The 17,454-nt window shown below is 46.5% G+C and carries 15 protein-coding genes; 11 read left to right on the top strand and 4 right to left on the bottom strand.

Annotated features, from left to right (window positions below; genetic code table 11):
- Positions 1-33: 33 nt before the first annotated feature.
- Complete coding sequence (locus EMM73_RS18985; RefSeq protein ID WP_127688353.1) at positions 34-600, bottom strand: GNAT family N-acetyltransferase; 567 nt, start codon at positions 598-600, stop codon at positions 34-36.
- Positions 601-690: 90 nt separating this feature from the next.
- Here EMM73_RS18985 and EMM73_RS18980 point away from each other — a divergent pair, with 90 nt between their 5' ends.
- Positions 691-2,031, top strand: coding sequence for an NAD(P)/FAD-dependent oxidoreductase (locus EMM73_RS18980; RefSeq protein ID WP_127688352.1), 1,341 nt, complete (start codon positions 691-693; stop codon positions 2,029-2,031).
- A 311-nt stretch (positions 2,032-2,342) separates the two neighbouring features.
- On the opposite strand, the gene EMM73_RS18975 is transcribed toward EMM73_RS18980, so the two are convergent.
- Positions 2,343-3,092 carry a substrate-binding periplasmic protein gene (locus EMM73_RS18975; RefSeq protein WP_127688351.1) on the bottom strand — a complete coding sequence of 250 codons (750 nt, stop codon included), beginning with the start codon at positions 3,090-3,092 and terminating at the stop codon, positions 2,343-2,345.
- A gap of 183 nt (positions 3,093-3,275) precedes the next feature.
- On the opposite strand from EMM73_RS18975, the gene EMM73_RS18970 reads away from it, so the two are divergent.
- From EMM73_RS18970 to EMM73_RS18960, 3 genes are all read left to right on the top strand, one after another.
- Positions 3,276-3,536, top strand: coding sequence for a GNAT family N-acetyltransferase (locus EMM73_RS18970; protein ID WP_127688350.1), 261 nt, complete (start codon positions 3,276-3,278; stop codon positions 3,534-3,536).
- 155 nt (positions 3,537-3,691) lie between these two features.
- Complete coding sequence (locus EMM73_RS18965; protein ID WP_127688349.1) at positions 3,692-4,228, top strand: glycine zipper 2TM domain-containing protein; 537 nt, start codon at positions 3,692-3,694, stop codon at positions 4,226-4,228.
- 388 nt (positions 4,229-4,616) lie between these two features.
- On the top strand, positions 4,617-6,023 hold the full coding sequence (locus EMM73_RS18960; RefSeq protein ID WP_186435297.1) for a diguanylate cyclase: 1,407 nt from the start codon (positions 4,617-4,619) through the stop codon (positions 6,021-6,023).
- On the opposite strand, the gene EMM73_RS18955 is transcribed toward EMM73_RS18960, so the two are convergent.
- Positions 6,007-6,435: an Lrp/AsnC family transcriptional regulator gene (locus tag EMM73_RS18955; protein WP_127688347.1), complete on the bottom strand. Its 429-nt coding sequence runs from the start codon at positions 6,433-6,435 to the stop codon at positions 6,007-6,009. The genes EMM73_RS18960 and EMM73_RS18955 overlap by 17 nt on opposite strands.
- Before the next feature lie 178 nt (positions 6,436-6,613).
- Between EMM73_RS18955 and yjeH the strand changes: the two genes are divergently transcribed.
- On the top strand, positions 6,614-7,885 hold the full coding sequence (gene yjeH, locus EMM73_RS18950; protein WP_127688346.1) for an L-methionine/branched-chain amino acid transporter: 1,272 nt from the start codon (positions 6,614-6,616) through the stop codon (positions 7,883-7,885).
- Here the strand turns inward: yjeH and EMM73_RS18945 are convergent.
- Complete coding sequence (locus tag EMM73_RS18945) at positions 7,842-8,177, bottom strand: YceK/YidQ family lipoprotein (RefSeq protein ID WP_127688345.1); 336 nt, start codon at positions 8,175-8,177, stop codon at positions 7,842-7,844. The genes yjeH and EMM73_RS18945 overlap by 44 nt on opposite strands.
- 484 nt (positions 8,178-8,661) lie before the next feature.
- Here EMM73_RS18945 and EMM73_RS18940 point away from each other — a divergent pair, with 484 nt between their 5' ends.
- From EMM73_RS18940 to EMM73_RS18915, 6 genes are all read left to right on the top strand, one after another.
- Positions 8,662-9,045, top strand: coding sequence for a DUF1294 domain-containing protein (locus EMM73_RS18940; protein ID WP_127688344.1), 384 nt, complete (start codon positions 8,662-8,664; stop codon positions 9,043-9,045).
- Between the two features lie 169 nt (positions 9,046-9,214).
- Positions 9,215-10,402: a dipeptidase gene (locus EMM73_RS18935; protein ID WP_127688343.1), complete on the top strand. Its 1,188-nt coding sequence runs from the start codon at positions 9,215-9,217 to the stop codon at positions 10,400-10,402.
- Positions 10,403-10,441: 39 nt separating this feature from the next.
- Positions 10,442-13,762, top strand: a complete 3,321-nt coding sequence (locus tag EMM73_RS18930; protein ID WP_127688342.1) for an MHYT domain-containing protein — start codon at positions 10,442-10,444, stop codon at positions 13,760-13,762.
- Positions 13,762-14,742, top strand: a complete 981-nt coding sequence (locus tag EMM73_RS18925) for a response regulator (protein ID WP_127688341.1) — start codon at positions 13,762-13,764, stop codon at positions 14,740-14,742. Before EMM73_RS18930 ends, EMM73_RS18925 begins: the two co-directional genes overlap by 1 nt.
- Positions 14,743-14,858: 116 nt before the next feature.
- The gene (locus tag EMM73_RS18920) at positions 14,859-16,775 is read left to right on the top strand and encodes a S9 family peptidase (RefSeq protein WP_127688340.1); all 1,917 of its coding nucleotides are present in this window, start codon (positions 14,859-14,861) and stop codon (positions 16,773-16,775) included.
- Positions 16,776-16,839: 64 nt separating this feature from the next.
- Complete coding sequence (locus EMM73_RS18915; RefSeq protein ID WP_145987573.1) at positions 16,840-17,379, top strand: hypothetical protein; 540 nt, start codon at positions 16,840-16,842, stop codon at positions 17,377-17,379.
- Positions 17,380-17,454: the final 75 nt, after the last annotated feature.

The raw sequence follows: 17,454 nt of genomic DNA, 5'->3' as shown, positions 1-17,454 counted from the left end.
CAACGCAGCCACAGCGCCAAGGACGCAGGATTTTCAGAAATAGATAATCATCTCAGCAGCTTCACAGCGACAATCAAAACCACAACGCACACATTCATAACCGTTATGGCTGTCTTCACGCCATTTATCCGGATGAATTTTTACCAACTGCCCACCTTGCTTGCTGAAATACTTCACCGCCGCATTGCCCGGACTTTGCCGCCATAAGTGTGCGACACCCGCCTTGGCGCCTTGCTGCTTTAAGGCCGCTATGGAGCGATTCATTAATTCACCGCCTACACCTCGCCCCTGCCACAGCGGGGCTATGGTATTGCATTTAAAATAGCTGGTATCGGCCACAGCGGTTTTCCAAAGCTCTGTGCTGCACCAGTGGTCCGGTTGCCATTGTCCGGCAGCCCAACATAAACGAAACCCCACCAGTTGCTGGTCGGCATAAGCGACGAAACTGGCATCTATGCCTTGTTTAATACTCAACTGATGGAAATAAGCCAGAGCCTGTTGATCCAGATAACCTTCGCCATGCACCTGATTGGCTAATTGCAGCAAAGCTGCATAATCCTGCAGTTGCAATTGGCGATACTGAATAGCTGTGGAAAACATAAAAGGCTCTTGGTTTTCTCTATGGTTCTTGCCATGATCACCAAAATCTCCTGCTAATACAACATTGAGCTGTAACAAAAGGAAAAACGGATGTATGACCCGCTAATCGACCCTCATCCAGGCCAGGGCCAGCCTTACCCACAGAGCTATTGGGCCGCTCATTCAGGCGCAGCACCAGCAGATGATGGGCAGTTGCAGCAGGATTTATCAGTGGATGTCGCTATTATCGGCGCTGGTTATACCGGCTTATCCTGCGCTTATCATCTGGCAGCCGAACATGGCGTCAAAGCAGTGGTACTGGAAGCCAATCAAACAGCCTGGGGCTGCAGCGGTCGTAATGCGGGTTTTGTATTGAAATCCTCGGGGCGGAAACCCTATTCGGTCATGCGGGCCCAGTATGGTGACGCCGCCATGCACGGCATTTATAACGAATTTTGTGCTGGCCTTGAAACCGTCAAAGCACTGATTGCCACAGGTATAGACTGCGACCAGCAAGAATCAGGTTATTTACGGATGGCGCATAAGCCCTCTATGATCAAAACCCTGCAGCAGCAAGCCAGCTTGTTACAAAGAGAATTTGGTTATCAGGTGGAGTTATTCAGTCGTGACGAGTTACATCAGAAATTTGTTGCCGACCAACACGCCTATGCCGCCTTGCGTTTTTACGATGGTTTTGGTGTTAATCCATTAAAACTAGCCTGGGGTTATCAGCAACTGGCCAGAACCGCAGGGGCTAAAATTCACAGCTCAAGCCCTGTCACCCAGTGGCAACAAGACGGGGAACATCAGCTTTTGAACACACCACAAGGCTTGGTCAGGGCAAAAAAAGTAGTGATAGCAAGCAATGGTTACACACCTAAACTACTACACAGTGGGGTGCAGTCCCGCACTTTGCCTGTGTTATCACAAATTATTGTCACAGAACCTTTGTCTGAAGCTCAGCTGGCGGCCTGCAACTTTTTAACCTCACAAGTCATCATGGACACCCGAGCCCTGAAGTATTACTACCGTAAACTACCTGACAACAGAATTTTGTTTGGTGGCCGTGGAGCTATTACAGGTCAGGGCGCAGAAGATCCTTATTTTGCCCGTCGTTTACTTGAAGTGCTTAAACTGAGTTTTCCTGCTTTGCAGTCCTTAAATTACCACTACAGCTGGTCAGGCTGGATTTGTATGGCGCTGGACGATATCCCCCATCTGGCTCAGGCAGATGATAACGGCAATGTACTTTACAGCATGGGCTATTGCGGCAGTGGCCTGACCTTTTCAGTTCAGGCAGGTAAACGACTGGCCGAACGTTTAATGGGGCTGCCCCTACCTGCTATTCCAATCTATCAGACCCTTTTACCACAATTCCCTTTGCCAGCACTACGGCGTTTAGGCCAGTGGGGTTATTTTCATTACGGCATGGTGAAAGACCGCTGGTTTTGATCCCCTTGCTGCGGCCAGAATGAGACACAAGACAAGCGGGAAAAACCTGTCCAGCATCGGCTTGGCATTATGGACGGGCAGCGATCAACCCCGCCCCTACAGAAGCTGCAGCAATTTCTTGGGTATATAAACAGAGTCAGGTAAACTGGTTACTCTATCTGGAGTAAGAAGTGACATCATGAGTTCAAGCAAAGCGTTAAAAAAGAAAATCAGCAAAAGAGCCAAACAAAAGAAAAATATTTTGGTGAAAAATTCCATCCGCTTAAAACAAAAAGCGCAAGAACTGCAGACCGAAACCGGCAGTACTGAGCCTACTCAGGTTGAAGCCACTGAAGCTGCTGATTCACTTCAGAAAAATACTTCAGCTGCAGCTGAGTAAACACAGGTTCCAGCTGCACCTCAGCCAGAGCCTTGTCAAATTTTTTCCTTAATTGTGGATTTGTAAAAGCAACACTATACAAGCTGGGTTGAAACAGGGCTGCAACATCAAAAGACTGCATACCGTGGCCCGCCAACTTGGCATAGTAATAAAAAATATTCCTGTCCATCACTACGACATCACATCGTTCCAGCAATAACATTTGCAGTTGCTGACGCTGATGGGCCACTTCCTGATAATTCATCATCAAGGGCACCACCTGCTGATAGTCAGGCCCTAACAATGTGCGGGCATTATGAAAAGCCACTACAGAATAAGGTTTCAGCTGTTCCAACTGGTGCAACTGCAAAGTTTTGGATGCCAGACTGGCTGCAATATTCTGATAACGAATGTAGGGCTGTGAATAATACAAAACCTGCTGTTCCGGGTCTGGCCTTTGCAAAGTCGCCATATCGGCTCGCCCATCCAACATTAAGTCTTTAATCCTGGCATTAGGCACATGCAAAAAAACGGCATCGAAACCCATTTTTTTGCTCAGCACACGTAACAAATCCAGCTCGTAGCCTGAGCTATCTTTTAACTCGATATAAGGGGGTTTATCCAGACCAACCAGAATAGTCAGCTCTGTTTTGGCCTGCGCCGTCAAACTGATGGCGATACATAAAAATAACGACCATCGCATGCGTTTACCTCTGTAGTTCACTGTTATCGTTTTAGAACCACTCAAACGTCAAACAGTGGCTTTAGCGAATGCCCTTTGTTCTCCCGCTGAATGCTGCATCTTGCGCTCACTTGGGTCTATACCCGCCCTCAGAAAAAGTTTAGTCTGCAGCAGATTACTCTTCACCTACTCAGGCCGTTCTATATGACCATATCTGTTGAGATCCAGCACCATCCTCAAGAAAATCGCTTTGTTATTCAGTGGGAGAAAGCACAGGCAGAGCTCTTATATAGCCTTGACCCAAACTCAAATAAAATCAATTTTTACCGCACCTATGTTCCGGAAAGTGCCAGAGGAAAAGGTTTAGCTAAACAACTGGTTAAAGCAGGCCTAAGCTGGGCCTCCCGACAAGGCTATCAGGTAGAAGCCAGTTGCTCTTATGTTTTACCTTTTTTAAAAGGCTGAAATTGTTTCGGAAAAAATTCAAAGAGCAGCTCAGACATAACTTAACGGTAACTTCAGTTCAAAATTCAGTTTGAGTACAGTTTGACACACCTACACTATGCTCAACTTCATTGCCGCAGGCAATCGAACTTTATAACAAAGAATTGAGGTGTAGGATGAACAAGTCTCTTATTGCAGGTTTAGTAGTAGGTGGTATAGCCGTTACTGCTTTAGGCTCTATGGCAGGCTACAGCTATATTGATAAAAAACCAGAATACGCCGAAGTTGTTGCCAGCAAAGCTGTCTATGAAAGCTATAACGTGCCGGTTGAACAATGTACCGACCAGATTGTACAGCAGAAAAAAGCTGTTCAAGACCAACATCAAATCGCAGGCACTGTGTTAGGTGCTGTAGTAGGTGGTGTACTGGGTAATCAGGTGGGCGGTGGTTCAGGTAAAAAGATTGCGACTGTTGCAGGAGCGGCAGCTGGTGGTTATGCCGGTAAACAAGTGCAAAACGACATGCAAAACAAAGATGTAGAGAGTACGACACGTCGCGTTTGTAAAACAGTGCAGAAAAAAGAACAACGAGTTGTGGGTTACGACGTTACTTACCTGCTGAACGGGAAAGTACACAAAACCCGCTTAAATGAAGAGCCGGCAGAACGCCTTCCGCTGGTAGACGGCAAGCTACTTACAGCCAACATCAACTAAGCTCACGCCCCTTCATGGGGCATTTTGTCTCAGCGCACTTCTGGCTAACCTGATGTACACAAAATAGGGATAATGAGTATCGATACTTTTCGATTTAATGAATTAAATCAACAAAGTAAAATTACTACAACAAACTAAAGTCTCTGCTGACTGAATTCACAGATTTTTGTCGATTTCAAGCAGCAAAAATATGCCTTTTCAGTGACACAGCTTATCCCGAGTTCAAGTTATTTCAGGCCTCTTCTGTTTATATTTTGCTATTTACCTTGCAGCGTACCTAAACCAGACCTATGGTGCTAAAGAGCATATGCCATAACACAGGGCAGTTTATCTCATGTCAGCATTGGGCTTTAAGGGTACCGGCTCCATTCTTTTGTTTTGCTTTTTCATGGCAAATACAACGGTATGGGCAACACCTATCCTGTCTGATGCTCAGACCCGGTATCTGCAACAAAGAGGGAAAGTCACTTATTGTATAGACCCGGACTGGCTGCCTTTTGAAGCTTTGTCTGAGCATGGCAAACACACAGGTATTTCAGCCGAATACATGGCCTTACTGCAAAAGATGTTGCCCGTGCCACTGCAACTGCATCCAACCTCAGACTGGCCCGCCTCGCTGCAAGCTGCGAAAGACAGACACTGCGATCTGCTCACCCTCGCCATGCCTACTCCATCCCGTCTGGACTATTTAAACTTCAGCAAAGCATACCTGGCCGTTCCAAATGTGGTTGTGACAACCAAAGACAAAGCTTTTATCCGCTCAGTAGCTGATATTCCCGCCTTATCCCCTGTAGGGATCAGAGCAGGATTTGGTACACTTGAGCTGTATCAGCAACGTTATCCTCAACTACAGCTGGTCCCATTTCATGACTATGAACAAGGGCTATTGCAGGTGCAGGCCGGTAACTTGTTCGGCATGCTGGGCAACATGGGAAGTATTAGCTTCAGTCTGCAACAAAACAGCATCACCAATCTGAAAATAGCGGGACGCTTGCCTGAAGATACGCAACTGAGTATGGCTTGCCGTAACGATGAACCTATACTGCTGGAAATTTTCGATATCTTGCTGGCAGAGATAAGCCCGGAACAAAAACAACTGATCAATAATCACTGGCTGGCAGTTCGCTACGATCAGGGTTTTGACTATGAGTTGTTCTGGCAAATGCTGGTAGCCTTTGTGCTATTGATGTCTATCATCAGCATCAGTTATCTGAAACTGAAAAAACTAAATTTGGCACTGATTGAAGCAAACAGAAGACTGGAGCAACTGAGCCAGCATGACCCTTTAACCGGCTTGTACAACAGGCAATACTTTGAGCCTCGGGTGCAACAAGCGTTGGCTTTGTGTCAACGCCAACAGTTGCCGCTCACCTTAGCCATGATGGATTTAGACCACTTTAAACGTATTAACGATAAGCTTGGTCACAATTTTGGGGATCAATGTTTAAAAGACTTTGCTGCTTTATGCCAAAGCCAGTTCCAACGTAAAGACGACTTACTGGTGCGTTATGGCGGTGAAGAATTTATATTGGTCAGCGTAGGCTGCGACGCAGAGACTATGCAGAAGTTATTGCAGGACTTTTTACAGCGCCTGGAAGCCCATCAGGTGCAATTGAATAAGCAACAAGGCCACTGCACCGTCAGTATCGGCTGGTACTGTGATATTCCACCCTCTGACATGGACAGCGAAAGTCTGATCGAACTGGCAGATCGGGCTTTGTATCAGGCTAAAGATGCAGGGCGTAACTGCCTGGTTCGCTCCACACTGGCCCGGTCTTTTAAGCCAGATTGTTAATCCATTCACTCATCACCACATGAGTGCGGATTTTAATCACATCCAATTCCGCGTCCAATAACTCTCGTATTTCATGCAGGCGCTGCATAGATCCGGTTTTGACATAAACCAATAAATCCATCTCACCGCTGATACCGTGGCAAGTCATCACTTCAGGAATAGCCCGAAACACATGCATCACGTCGGCACAACGACCACACCTGTGCTGAATTTCAAAATAAGCTGACACCGCACTTTTTTGTGACTCAGACAATAGTACCTGATAACCGCGGATCACCCCGCTCTGCTCCAGCCGCTTAATGCGGTCGGACACAGCAGTGCGCGACAAGCTGACTTTCTCCGCTAAAGTAGACACACTTTGCCGCGCATCTTTTTTCAGTTCGGCCAGAATATGTTGATCAAATTTATCCATCTATATACCCCAGTGACCTCAAGATGTGAATTCTACATCGTGAAGTTATCCGGATGTAGATGCTCCGGCATTTTGCCGCCGTTTTTATCAATACAACTGCATTTTCACGTTACAAAACCGCAGTTTGCAGCCTGAGTTTTTATTAGAATATCACCAGCCCTAACCGAAGAGAAAAACTATGTCACACAAAGGAATTGGACGCTGGCAAGGCGCGGCATTGATGGCCACCACCTTACTGGGTACCGGAGTATTTATTCTGCCGCAAATGACTGTCGCAGTGGCTGGTCCATGGGCTTTGCTGGCCTGGCTGTTACTCACTGTTGCAGTTTTGCCTTTGGCCTTTACTTTTGGTTTGCTCGCCAGCCGTTTCCCTCATGCCACCGGGCCTGCGCATTTTGTCGCTTTAGCTTTTGGTGAACTGACAGGCCGAATTTTGGGTCTGATGTTTTTGTTGGTGGTGCCACTGGGCGCATCTGCTGCATTAATGATTACTTTTGAATTTATTGCCCCCTTGATACCACAGGCCCAACAATGGCGCTTACCGGTTGAACTGGGTTTGCTTGGGTTATTATGGCTGCTGAACTACCGGGGTTTACAGCTCTCAGCCCGATTGCAGTTTGGCTTAACCCTGTTGATTATTGCCGTTGTGTTGCTGTTATTACTGGCCTTTGGCTTGCTGCAACAGCAAAACCTGCAACAGCTCTCTTTGCCTGATTTTAATGGCAGCGCATTAGCGGCGGCCTGTGCTATTGCTTTCTGGAGTTTTTTAGGCATCGAAGCTATGACACATTTGGCTCATGATTTCAGAGATGCCAGCAAAGATTTACTAGCTGCGCTGATCCGCGGTTGCCTGGTGGTTGGTGCTATTTATCTGGCCTGTAGCTATCTGGTGTTGGTGATGGGCTCTGGCCATCCGCTGGCTATGATTGGCGTTTTTAATCAGTTGCTGGGAGGCTATGGCGAACTGGTACTTGGCATCTTGGGCTTTTGTAGTGGCATAGCCACAGTCAATGTTTATACCGCCAGTGTGGCGCGTTCTTTGGCCAGCTTTAGCGAACAAGGTATTACTCCTGCTTATTTTCAACAGAAAAATGCTTACCTGATGCCACAACGTGCTTTAACTGCCGTTATCGCTGCCATGGCTGGCGTCTTAGTTCTGACTTGGTTTAGCGGCCAGCAGCTGGAAGATTTAATCAGCTGGGTCAACGGCGTTTTCGTGGTGATTTATCTGCTCAGTATGGCAGCAGCTTATCAACTGCTGCCCGGCCGCTATAAAGGCTTGTGTCTGTTAAGTTTGGCCTTGTGCTTCATTCTGGCAGTGGCTATAGCAGAACATATGTTGTACGCCTTGCTGCTGATTGCAGCGCTTGGGCCGCTGCTTTATTTGCAGCAGCAAAGACAACGTCTCAGTGCTCCACCTGCAGTGCTCCGTCCTGGATCTGACGGATAACAGTGTAAGGCAACACTAAGGTATCAGTAACGGCACAAAGCAATGTGTCAGAAGCCCAAAAAGAGAAATCCATAGCTGTGTTATGCCCACTTCGAGTTGGCTCGCCATAGAGTTGGCAGAAGTTATGGGCAGTCCCGCTGTAGATGCGTGGAATAGACTGACAGTAACTTTTTTTATTGTTGAAACTGATCGCTACTTTGCCTTTTTCGGGCTCCAGGGTTCGCACTGTGCCGCAGCCTGTTAAAACCAACAGCATAGTGAAAAGAGCCAGGATTTTTTTAGGTACTCGCATTTATCATCCTTAGGTGAATGGGGAAATTCGGCGGCCTTGCAGCTTGAGCATAAAAAATAAGCAGTCCAGAAGATTCAGTCCCACTTTTTTCTACTGCAAGCAGCCCTTACCAGGTCTGCCAAAGCATCTCCTACTTCTGGCACATTAAATTTACCATTTATTAACCAAGGTTCCAACTGACCTCGTAACACAACAGGAAACAAAATCTGGTCTGGCAAAGGTTGAGCACAATCAGTGGAGAGCGACAGGTACTTATCAGCAGATTAAGCCGATGGTTGCTTTAACACAACCAACACCGCACAGACAGATCACTTGAAGACTGCCACAACTATACAAAGCACTTCAGTTCAGTGGATCTTCAGTTAACATTCTTTATAGTAGGCCGTTAAATAACTGCCTACCGCAAGACAAGAGCGAAAAAGTAGGCGTTTAACCAATGTAAGTTTCTTCACTCATTTTGTATCTATTACAGAGGATTTCCCAAATGCAGCCCACAGCTTCAGCGTTTCGCTTCAGTTTAAAATTCAGCATCGGCCTTTTTGTGCTGCTGACCTTATGGCTGCTGTATCTGGACTGGCAACTGTTAGTGCCAGGTTGGCTGAAGTATGTTTTTTTGTTGATCAACGCTGTGACTTTGTTTGGCTACTGGCGGGATAAAAAAGCAGCTGAACAACAGGCATGGCGCACTCAGGAAAGCACTTTATTACTTTTAGGCCTGGCTGGCGGCTGGCCTGCTGCTTTTGTCGCCCAACACTGGTTCAGGCATAAAAACAGAAAAGTCAGCTTTCAACTGCTGTTTTGGTTAACTGTGCTTCTTAATATATTTGCTTGCTACAGCCTGCGGCTCTCTGGCTGGCTGGTGCCATAACAGTGTAAACGACTCCCCGAAAGGAGGCGTTGTTGATCCTTTGATCGCTCGCTGAATTCCGCATCCAGGAGAGACTTAGGCCTATACCAGAAGCTCAAAGCGCGATAGATTAGGAAAAACCGTTGCAACAGACAACGGTATCTTCCACCCAGAAACTATCGAGGCTTGTATGCGCTTTTCTTTATTATCCATCAGTATGGTCGCCGCTTTGAGTCTGCCAGTTATAGCGGCAGACTTTAGCCAACAGGCCAATAAAATCGCCCAAAGCATGTTAATTATCGACACTCATATCGATGTGCCTTACCGTTTACATGATGACTGGGAAGATGTCAGCAAAGCCACCAAAAGAGGCGAATTTGACTACCCTCGCGCTAAAGCTGGTGGTTTAAATGCACCTTTTATGTCGATTTATATTCCGTCTTCTTATGAAAAAAAAGGCGGTGGTTATCTGTTTGCCAACCAACTCATCGACACTATGGAAGCCTTAGTAGGCCGCGCGCCGGACAAATTTGCCATGGCCTATCACAGCACCGATTTAGCCAAACACTTTAAAGAAGGCAAAATTTCACTGGCTTTGGGTATGGAAAATGGCACTCCTATTGAAGGTAAGCTGGAAAACCTGCAGCATTTTTATGACCGCGGTATTCGTTACATCACCCTGACTCACTCTGAAAGCAATCATATAGCCGACTCCAGTTATGATTTGCGCCGGCAATGGAAAGGTTTAAGCCCCTTTGGTAAAAAGTTGGTCAAAGCTATGAATGAAACAGGTGTGATGATCGATATCTCTCACGTTTCTGACGACGCTTTTTATCAGGCAGTTGAACTTAGTAAAGTGCCAGTGATCGCTTCACACTCCTCATTACGGGCTTTTGTACCTGGTTTTGAACGTAATATGGATGACAAAATGATTAAAGCACTGGCGAAAAACGGTGGTGTGATCCAAATTAACTTTGGCTCAGCTTTTGTCGTTTCAGCTGCAAATCAGTGGGGTCTGCAACGTGATGGCGCTTTTAAAGCATCAGGCCAAACCGATAAAGACGCCTTTACTGCAGAATACAAAAAGCAACATCCTTACCCCTTTGCCTCTTTAGACAAAGTGCTGGACCATATAGATTATGTGAAAAACCTGGTTGGCATAGACTATGTTGGCATAGGCTCAGACTATGATGGTGTAGGAGATTCGTTGCCAGAGCAGTTAAAAGATGTGTCTACCTACCCCAACCTGATCCGCGGTTTATTAGAACGTGGCTATACAGAGCAGGAAATTGAAAAAATATTATCCGGCAATACACTAAGGGTTTGGCGTGCTGTAGAGGATTATGCAGCTAACCATGAAGTGGCTCCAATGAATTGAAGTTGCAATAAGGCAAATCAGCAGTAAGAGGTAAAAGTAATGGAATGGTTAAGTCAGTTGTTTGAACATCCAGCCGATCCATTGCTGTTATCTGGCAGTTACGATCTCAGTTTAGTGGTTCTGTCGTTTTTTATAGCTGTATTTGCTTCTGCCATGGCGCTGCAAATCACAGCTCAGGCTATTAGTATCCGAAAAAATTCCTTACGTTTATTGATGCTTGGCAGCGGCAGTGTGGCGCTTGGCGGTGGCGTCTGGTCTATGCATTTTATCGGCATGCTGGCCTTCACTTTATGCACAGAAGTCAATTATCACTTTGGTTTAACTCTGTTGTCTATGCTACCCAGTGTCGCAGCGTCCTGGGTTGCTTTGGATCTGATCAGTAAAAAGCAGATCAGCCTGCCCAGGCTGTTGCTGGGTGGACTTTTGGTGGGCGCAGGTATTGGCACTATGCACTACAGTGGCATGGCCGCCATGCAAATGTCGATCGCATTGCGTTACGACTTGCCGATGTTTTTACTCTCTATTCTGGTTGCTGTGGTGCTTGCCATAGTGGCGCTCTGGATCCGTTTTGGCTTAAAACGTTTTCATTTGGCCCCGACCTGGTCCACGCTATGGAGCAGCTTGGTGATGGGCTCTGCTATCACAGGCATGCATTACACAGGTATGGCTGCAGCTCGCTTTGTGCCTCCGGTAGGCTTTAGACCTGCTGAGCAGAATGGAGAAATGCCTTTGATACTCGCGATGGGCATTAGTTTTGCGACTTTACTCATCAGTAGTTTTGTTTTTGCCATCAACTTACTGTTGAAATATCGCGAGGTCAGTGCTGTCGCTAAAACCAGTGAGAGCCGTTTACTGGCTATGATGGATACAGCAGTCGATGGCATAGTCACCATTAATGCTCAGGGCCTGATCCGTGGCATGAATAAAGCTGCAGAACAAATTTTTGGCTGGACTCAAGCCGAGTTGCTGCAGAAGAACGTTAATATTCTCACCCCTGCGGCCATTCGGCCTCATCATGACTCCTATTTGAGTAACTATCTGGCCACAGGCACAGCAAAAATTATTGGCATAGGCCGTGACGTTGAAGCTATGCATAAAAATGGCCAGACACTCATGGTTCGACTGGCTATAGGTCATGTCAAATTACCCAACGAAGATATTTTCGTCGCTTTTATCACTGACATCAGCCAGCGCTTGCAGATGGAGAAAGCGTTAAAAGAAAACGAAGAAAAGTTTCGCTCTTTAATTGGCAATATTCCGGGGGCTGCGTATCGTTGTTTTTATAATGAAAACTGGGACATGCTGTTTATCAGTGACGCAGTTGAAAGCCTGTCAGGTTACCCTGCCAGTGATTTTATGCTGCCATCTCCCAAACGCAGCTGGTCTGATTTAGTGCACAAAGACGATATAAGCACCACCAGCCAATTGGATTTATATCAGGGTAATTTCAGTATTGAATACCGCATCTATCATAAAGACGGCTCTATACGCTGGATGCTGGAATATGGCGAAGCCATTAAAACCGATCAAGGCGAAATAGCTTGGCTGGATGGCTTTATTATGGATATCAGCCAGCGTAAGCAGATGGAAGTCGAGCTGTTAGAGGCCAAAAATAAAGCTGAGCAGGCCGCCGAAAGCCGTAGCGCTTTTCTTGCCAATATGAGTCATGAAATCCGCACGCCCATGAATGCTATTATCGGCTTCAGCGATTTGCTATTAAGCTCGGACCTTTCTACTGAACAGAAAAAGCATCTGGCAACTATTCATGGTTCAGCTTTTTCATTATTGCATTTACTGAACGATATTCTGGACAGCGCCAAACTGGAAAAAGGCAAACTGGAATTGGATTGCTGCGACTTCTCTTTGCCCGCAGTGTTGGATGCTGTAGTCTCTACTTTATGGATCCAGGCGCGCAAAAAACAGCTGGAACTGAAGCTGGAACTGGACCCCAAGCTTGGTGAATTTTACTACGGTGCACCAGACAGATTGCGTCAGGTACTGACCAACCTGATAGGCAATGCGATTAAATTCACTGATCAGGGTTCAGTCTGGGTTCGGGTGACGCCAACAGCAGAGCAGCAACTCAAGTTCAGTATTCAGGATACAGGCATTGGCATAGCAAGCGATCGCTTAGCCTTGATTTTTGACGCCTTCACTCAGGCTGATGCCTCAATGAGCCGTCGCTTTGGTGGTACTGGCCTTGGCACCACCATCAGCAAACAATTGGTAGAACTGATGGGCGGCGAAATCAGCGTGCAAAGTACTGAAGGTGCGGGCAGTTGTTTTGAATTCAGTTTACCCCTCAAAGCAGGTAAAGCCATTGTTGCGGCTCAACAAGGTTATGTGCCGGCACTACCAGCCTTAAAAGTACTGATAGCAGACGATATCCCACAAAATCTTGAACTGCTGAAGCTCTTGCTACAACGCGCCGGACATCAGGTCGTAGCGGTAACAGATGGTATCGAAGCAGTAAAAGCTGTGCAGCAACAGCCCTTTGATCTGGTGCTGATGGATATTCAGATGCCAAACCTGGATGGGCTGAACGCCTGCCAGCAAATCCGCTTATGGGAGCAGGAGCATCACAAAACTACAGTGCCGGTTATCGCCTTAACAGCCAGTGTGTTGGACGAGGATAAAACTGCAGCCAAAGAAGCTGGCATGCAGGGTTTTGCCAGTAAACCTATAGATTTTGCCGCTTTATGTTTTGAAATCGCGCAGGTGTTACAAATTGAAGTCCCGCAGCCTTTATCCCAACTGATGTTAACTCCTGCCTCTGATCTGTTCGTTAATTTGCCAAAAGCACTACAGCTCTGGGGGAATCTTGCGACCTACCTGCCGCAATTGCAGCAGTTTTTGCAGCAACAACTACCACAGCTCCAAAGAGCTATCGAAGAATTACAGGCCGAAAATTATCAGTTAGTGCAACAGCAGGCTCACGCCGTTAAAGGTGTCAGCGCAAACTTAGGTCTGGATCCGCTGAGCAAAGTCAGTGCTGAGCTGGAACAAGCAAGCCGGCAGCAGCAGCAGCAACGAGCCATAGAATTGGTGCAAAAAATTCTGGATTGCTGGCCAACCTTTGAAGCCGAGTATCAGAAATTACTGGCTGAGCAACCCGAATCTGGCCAGGCACAGTCAACACAGCTGAATAACCAACAATTATCTGCCTTGCTCGACCAGTTCAAACCATCGTTACTAAGGCATGAACTGGACGAGCGGACTATAGATATAGTATCGCAGTACAGCGGCAATCATCAGTCTTTGGTGCTAATGCTGCTCGATGCCGTCAATGATTTTGACTTTAATCTGGCGCTGCAACTGCTTGAGCAGTTAAAGCAGAGGCTGGCGGAAGGAGAGTTGTGATGACAAACAGACAAAGCTTGTTACTGGTAGATGATGAGCCCACCAATTTAAGAGTACTGCGCACTATATTGCAGGAGCAGTACCGCCTGTTTTTTGCCAAAAGTGGTGAAGAAGCTTTACAGCTGCTGGAACAAGAACAAGCCGATTTAATACTGCTGGATGTGATGATGCCTGGTTTAACCGGCTTTGATGTCTGTGCCCGTTTAAAAGCCAACCCGGCGACCAGTCACATCCCGGTGATTTTTGTCACAGCTTTAAAAGATGAAATGGATGAAACCAAAGGTTTTGAAGTAGGAGCTGTAGATTACATCACCAAACCGATCAGCCCTGCTGTAGTGCGAGCCAGAGTGAAAACCCATTTATCCCTGGTGCGGGCGCAGGAGCTGAAACAAACCCGGTTGCAAGTGATCCAACGTTTAGGCCGGGCCGCAGAATACAAAGACAATGAAACCGGCTTACATGTGATGCGGATGAGTCATTATTCCCAGCTGCTGGCTTTAGCTTATGGCTTTAGTGAACAAAAAGCCGAAGACTTGCTGCATGCGGCCCCTATGCATGACATAGGAAAAATAGGTATGGCCGACAGTATTTTGCTGAAGCCTGGCAAGCTGACAAGCGACGAATACAAAGAGATGCAAAAACATCCGCTGATAGGAGCAGAAATTATTGGCGGTTGTGAATCTGATTTGTTAAAAATGGCCAAAGCTGTGGCTTTGTACCATCACGAAAAATGGGACGGCACAGGTTATCCTTTCGGCTTAAGCGGTGAACAAATTCCGGTTGAAGCCCGCATTGTTGCCTTATCCGACGTATTTGATGCCTTAACCAGCGACAGACCTTACAAGCAGGCCTGGAGCATTGAAGAAACCTTGCATTACATCCGCCAGCAAAAAGGTTTGCATTTTGAACCCAGGCTGGTCGATTTGCTGGATGAAAACCTGCAACAAATCCTTGAAATCAGACAACGTTGGGCTGAATAGCAAACCTTGAGTCTGGCGCTCTGATGCCGTAGATTGGATAACGTTCAACGACATTCTGACCTACAGGCAGTAAAGGCAGAACTGGGATCCAATTCTATAACTCTCAAGGATTTTGTATGAAAAACACCCCACTTTATCTTGCAGCATTGGTCAGTGTCCTGCTGCTCAGTGGCTGTGATAAAACGCCGAAAACCGACACAGCTGTGGCAGAAACTGCGGTTGAAGCCAAAGCTATTCCTGGCTATAGCCCAACCCAGTTTTATGCCACCAAGTCGTATCTGGGGAATGACATTAACCACAAAGCCGATGCGCTGTTAGTGGCCTCTGATGAGACTGGTGTATTTAACCTGTACAAAGTCAGTCTGGATGGCAAAACCTGGACGCCCCTGACCAATTCCACCACCGAATCTATTTTACCTGTAGGCTGGTTTCCGCAGGATGACCGTGTTCTTTATCGTGCCGATCAGGGTGGTAACGAACTGCACCATTTATATGTGCGTGAATTGGATGGCTCAGTCAAAGATTTAACCCCGGGCGATAAACATAAAGCCGAGTTTATTGGCTGGACAGAGGATAACCAATTCTGGGTGATGAGTAACGAACGGGATCCGAAGTTCTTTGACCTGTACAGCTATAACAGCACCGACTATCAACGCACTTTGGTGTATCAGAATAACCAAGGTTATGACATTGGCGCTTTAAGCGATAATGGCCGCTATATCGCCTTATCGAAAGAGCGCACTAATGCCGACAACAATCTGTATTTGGTTGACTTGCAAAGCGCTGATAAAACGCCAGTACATATCACCCCCCATCAGGGTAATGTATCTCATGGCATCTATGGTTTTAGCCGTGATAATAATCAGCTGATTTTTGGTAGTGATGAGAAATCTGAATTCAGCGAAGCTTTTGCCTACAACATCACTGAAAAAACGGTAAAACCTTACAGCAAAGCCGATTGGGACATTATGTACATTGGCTTTAGCAAAGATAATAAATACAAAGTAGAAGCGGTCAACGCTGATGCATCGACCAAAATCAGCATCACAGACCAAAGCACAGGTAAAGCCCTGCAACTACCTGAATTACCTGCAGGTGATTTACGGGGTGTCACCTTTTCGGACGACAGCCAGTACCTGAGCTTTTACGTCAATGCCGACGACAGCCCTTCTAATTTATTTGTCTGGAAACTGTCAGAACCCAAAGCTGAACGTTTAACTCAGGCGTTGGATAAAGCCATAGATGAAAACGTACTGGTGAAAAGTGAAGTGGTGCGTTACCCAAGCTTTGACGACCTGGCCATACCTGCCCTGCTGTATAAACCTAAACAAGCCAGCAGCAGTACAAAAGTTCCTGCCCTGATTTGGATCCATGGTGGTCCCGGTGGTCAGTCGCGCACAGGCTACAGCCCTGTCATTCAGCATTTGGTTAATCAGGGGTATGCCGTGTTATCGGTCAATAACAGAGGATCCAGCGGTTATGGCAAAACCTTTTTCCACCTGGATGATTTAAGACACGGCGAAGACGATTTACAGGACATAGTGTACGGTAAAAAATACCTGCAATCGCTGGACTGGGTAGCGGCAGACCGTATTGGCGTGATGGGTGGCAGTTACGGTGGTTATCTGACCATGGCAGCTATGGCTTTTACCGATGAGTTTAAAGTCGGCATTAATATCTTTGGTGTAACCAACTGGGTACGCACTTTAGAAAGTATTCCACCTTGGTGGGAGTCTTTCCGTGAGTCCTTGTATGCGGAGCTGGGCGACCCGGCAGTAGACGGTGAGCGTTTACGTCGTATTTCGCCTGTATTCCATGGCGACAAAGTGAAAAAGCCGGTATTGGTGGTGCAAGGGGCTAATGATCCTCGGGTACTGCAGGTTGAGAGCGATGAAATGGTGGCAGCAATTCGAGCTCAGAATGTACCGGTCGACTATGTATTATTTCCGGATGAAGGCCATGGTTTTCTGAAAAAGGAAAACCGTATTAAGGCACAAGAGGCTTATTTAGCCTTTTTACAAAAATACCTGTAGCATTTAAAACAACAGGGAGCAGATAAAAGCTCTGCTCCCATTGATGATAAATAATTTGAGCCCTATGAAAACCAACTTCAGCTTTGTTTTGATCAGCAGCATGTTACTGACCGCTTGTGCCATACCCCGTTACACAGAGCGGTTACAGCAACCTATGCCTTTGCCTGAAGGTGAATGGACAGTCAGCCAAAGCAATCCTAAAGATCTAGATAATGTCACTGAGATGCGCTGGCAATCCGTTGATTCAGACAATTATGTGCAAAGTTTTGTGTTTGAACAACAGCCTGACAGCGACCTGATGAAAACCAAAACCATTGATGATCAGCAAGGCCAGCGCAATTGTGACGAGTTGTTTGATAGTCAGATTTTAAGCCAGGAGCCGGTGAATGGTTATCCGACCTTGGTGTGGGTATCTGAGTGTAAAAGTAAAAGCGGCGCTTATTCCAAAATTTTGCACAAATCCATAGCGGGCAAAGAGTCGCTCTATGTTTTTAACAAGGTATGGCGTAGCTTACCTTTGCAAACCGAATGGGATTTATGGCTGAATTACACCAACAAAATCCATGTTTGTCATGTAAACAGCAAAAACCAGCCTTGTAAGTAAGTCTAAAACTGGAGTCAGGTCACATTGTTAATAATTAACAACGTGACCTGATAATCATCTAGCCTAAGTGGCCTT

The sequence above is a fragment of the Rheinheimera sediminis genome (assembly GCF_004005375.1).
GTDB lineage: Bacteria > Pseudomonadota > Gammaproteobacteria > Enterobacterales > Alteromonadaceae > Pararheinheimera.
Note: the sequence above shows the minus strand (reverse complement) of the source record. Positions and strands in the feature narration are given on the sequence as shown.

Coding starts and splice junctions, on each gene's coding strand:
- EMM73_RS18955 (WP_127688347.1), bottom strand. CDS start 6,435: ATGGATAAATTTGATCAACATATTCTGGCCGAACTGAAAAAAGATGCG.
- EMM73_RS18970 (WP_127688350.1), top strand. CDS start 3,276: ATGACCATATCTGTTGAGATCCAGCACCATCCTCAAGAAAATCGCTTT.
- EMM73_RS18915 (WP_145987573.1), top strand. CDS start 16,840: ATGAAAACCAACTTCAGCTTTGTTTTGATCAGCAGCATGTTACTGACC.
- EMM73_RS18965 (WP_127688349.1), top strand. CDS start 3,692: ATGAACAAGTCTCTTATTGCAGGTTTAGTAGTAGGTGGTATAGCCGTT.
- EMM73_RS18960 (WP_186435297.1), top strand. CDS start 4,617: ATGGCAAATACAACGGTATGGGCAACACCTATCCTGTCTGATGCTCAG.
- EMM73_RS18930 (WP_127688342.1), top strand. CDS start 10,442: ATGGAATGGTTAAGTCAGTTGTTTGAACATCCAGCCGATCCATTGCTG.
- EMM73_RS18975 (WP_127688351.1), bottom strand. CDS start 3,092: ATGCGATGGTCGTTATTTTTATGTATCGCCATCAGTTTGACGGCGCAG.
- EMM73_RS18920 (WP_127688340.1), top strand. CDS start 14,859: ATGAAAAACACCCCACTTTATCTTGCAGCATTGGTCAGTGTCCTGCTG.
- EMM73_RS18935 (WP_127688343.1), top strand. CDS start 9,215: ATGCGCTTTTCTTTATTATCCATCAGTATGGTCGCCGCTTTGAGTCTG.
- EMM73_RS18980 (WP_127688352.1), top strand. CDS start 691: ATGTATGACCCGCTAATCGACCCTCATCCAGGCCAGGGCCAGCCTTAC.
- yjeH (WP_127688346.1), top strand. CDS start 6,614: ATGTCACACAAAGGAATTGGACGCTGGCAAGGCGCGGCATTGATGGCC.
- EMM73_RS18985 (WP_127688353.1), bottom strand. CDS start 600: ATGTTTTCCACAGCTATTCAGTATCGCCAATTGCAACTGCAGGATTAT.
- EMM73_RS18945 (WP_127688345.1), bottom strand. CDS start 8,177: ATGCGAGTACCTAAAAAAATCCTGGCTCTTTTCACTATGCTGTTGGTT.
- EMM73_RS18925 (WP_127688341.1), top strand. CDS start 13,762: ATGACAAACAGACAAAGCTTGTTACTGGTAGATGATGAGCCCACCAAT.
- EMM73_RS18940 (WP_127688344.1), top strand. CDS start 8,662: ATGCAGCCCACAGCTTCAGCGTTTCGCTTCAGTTTAAAATTCAGCATC.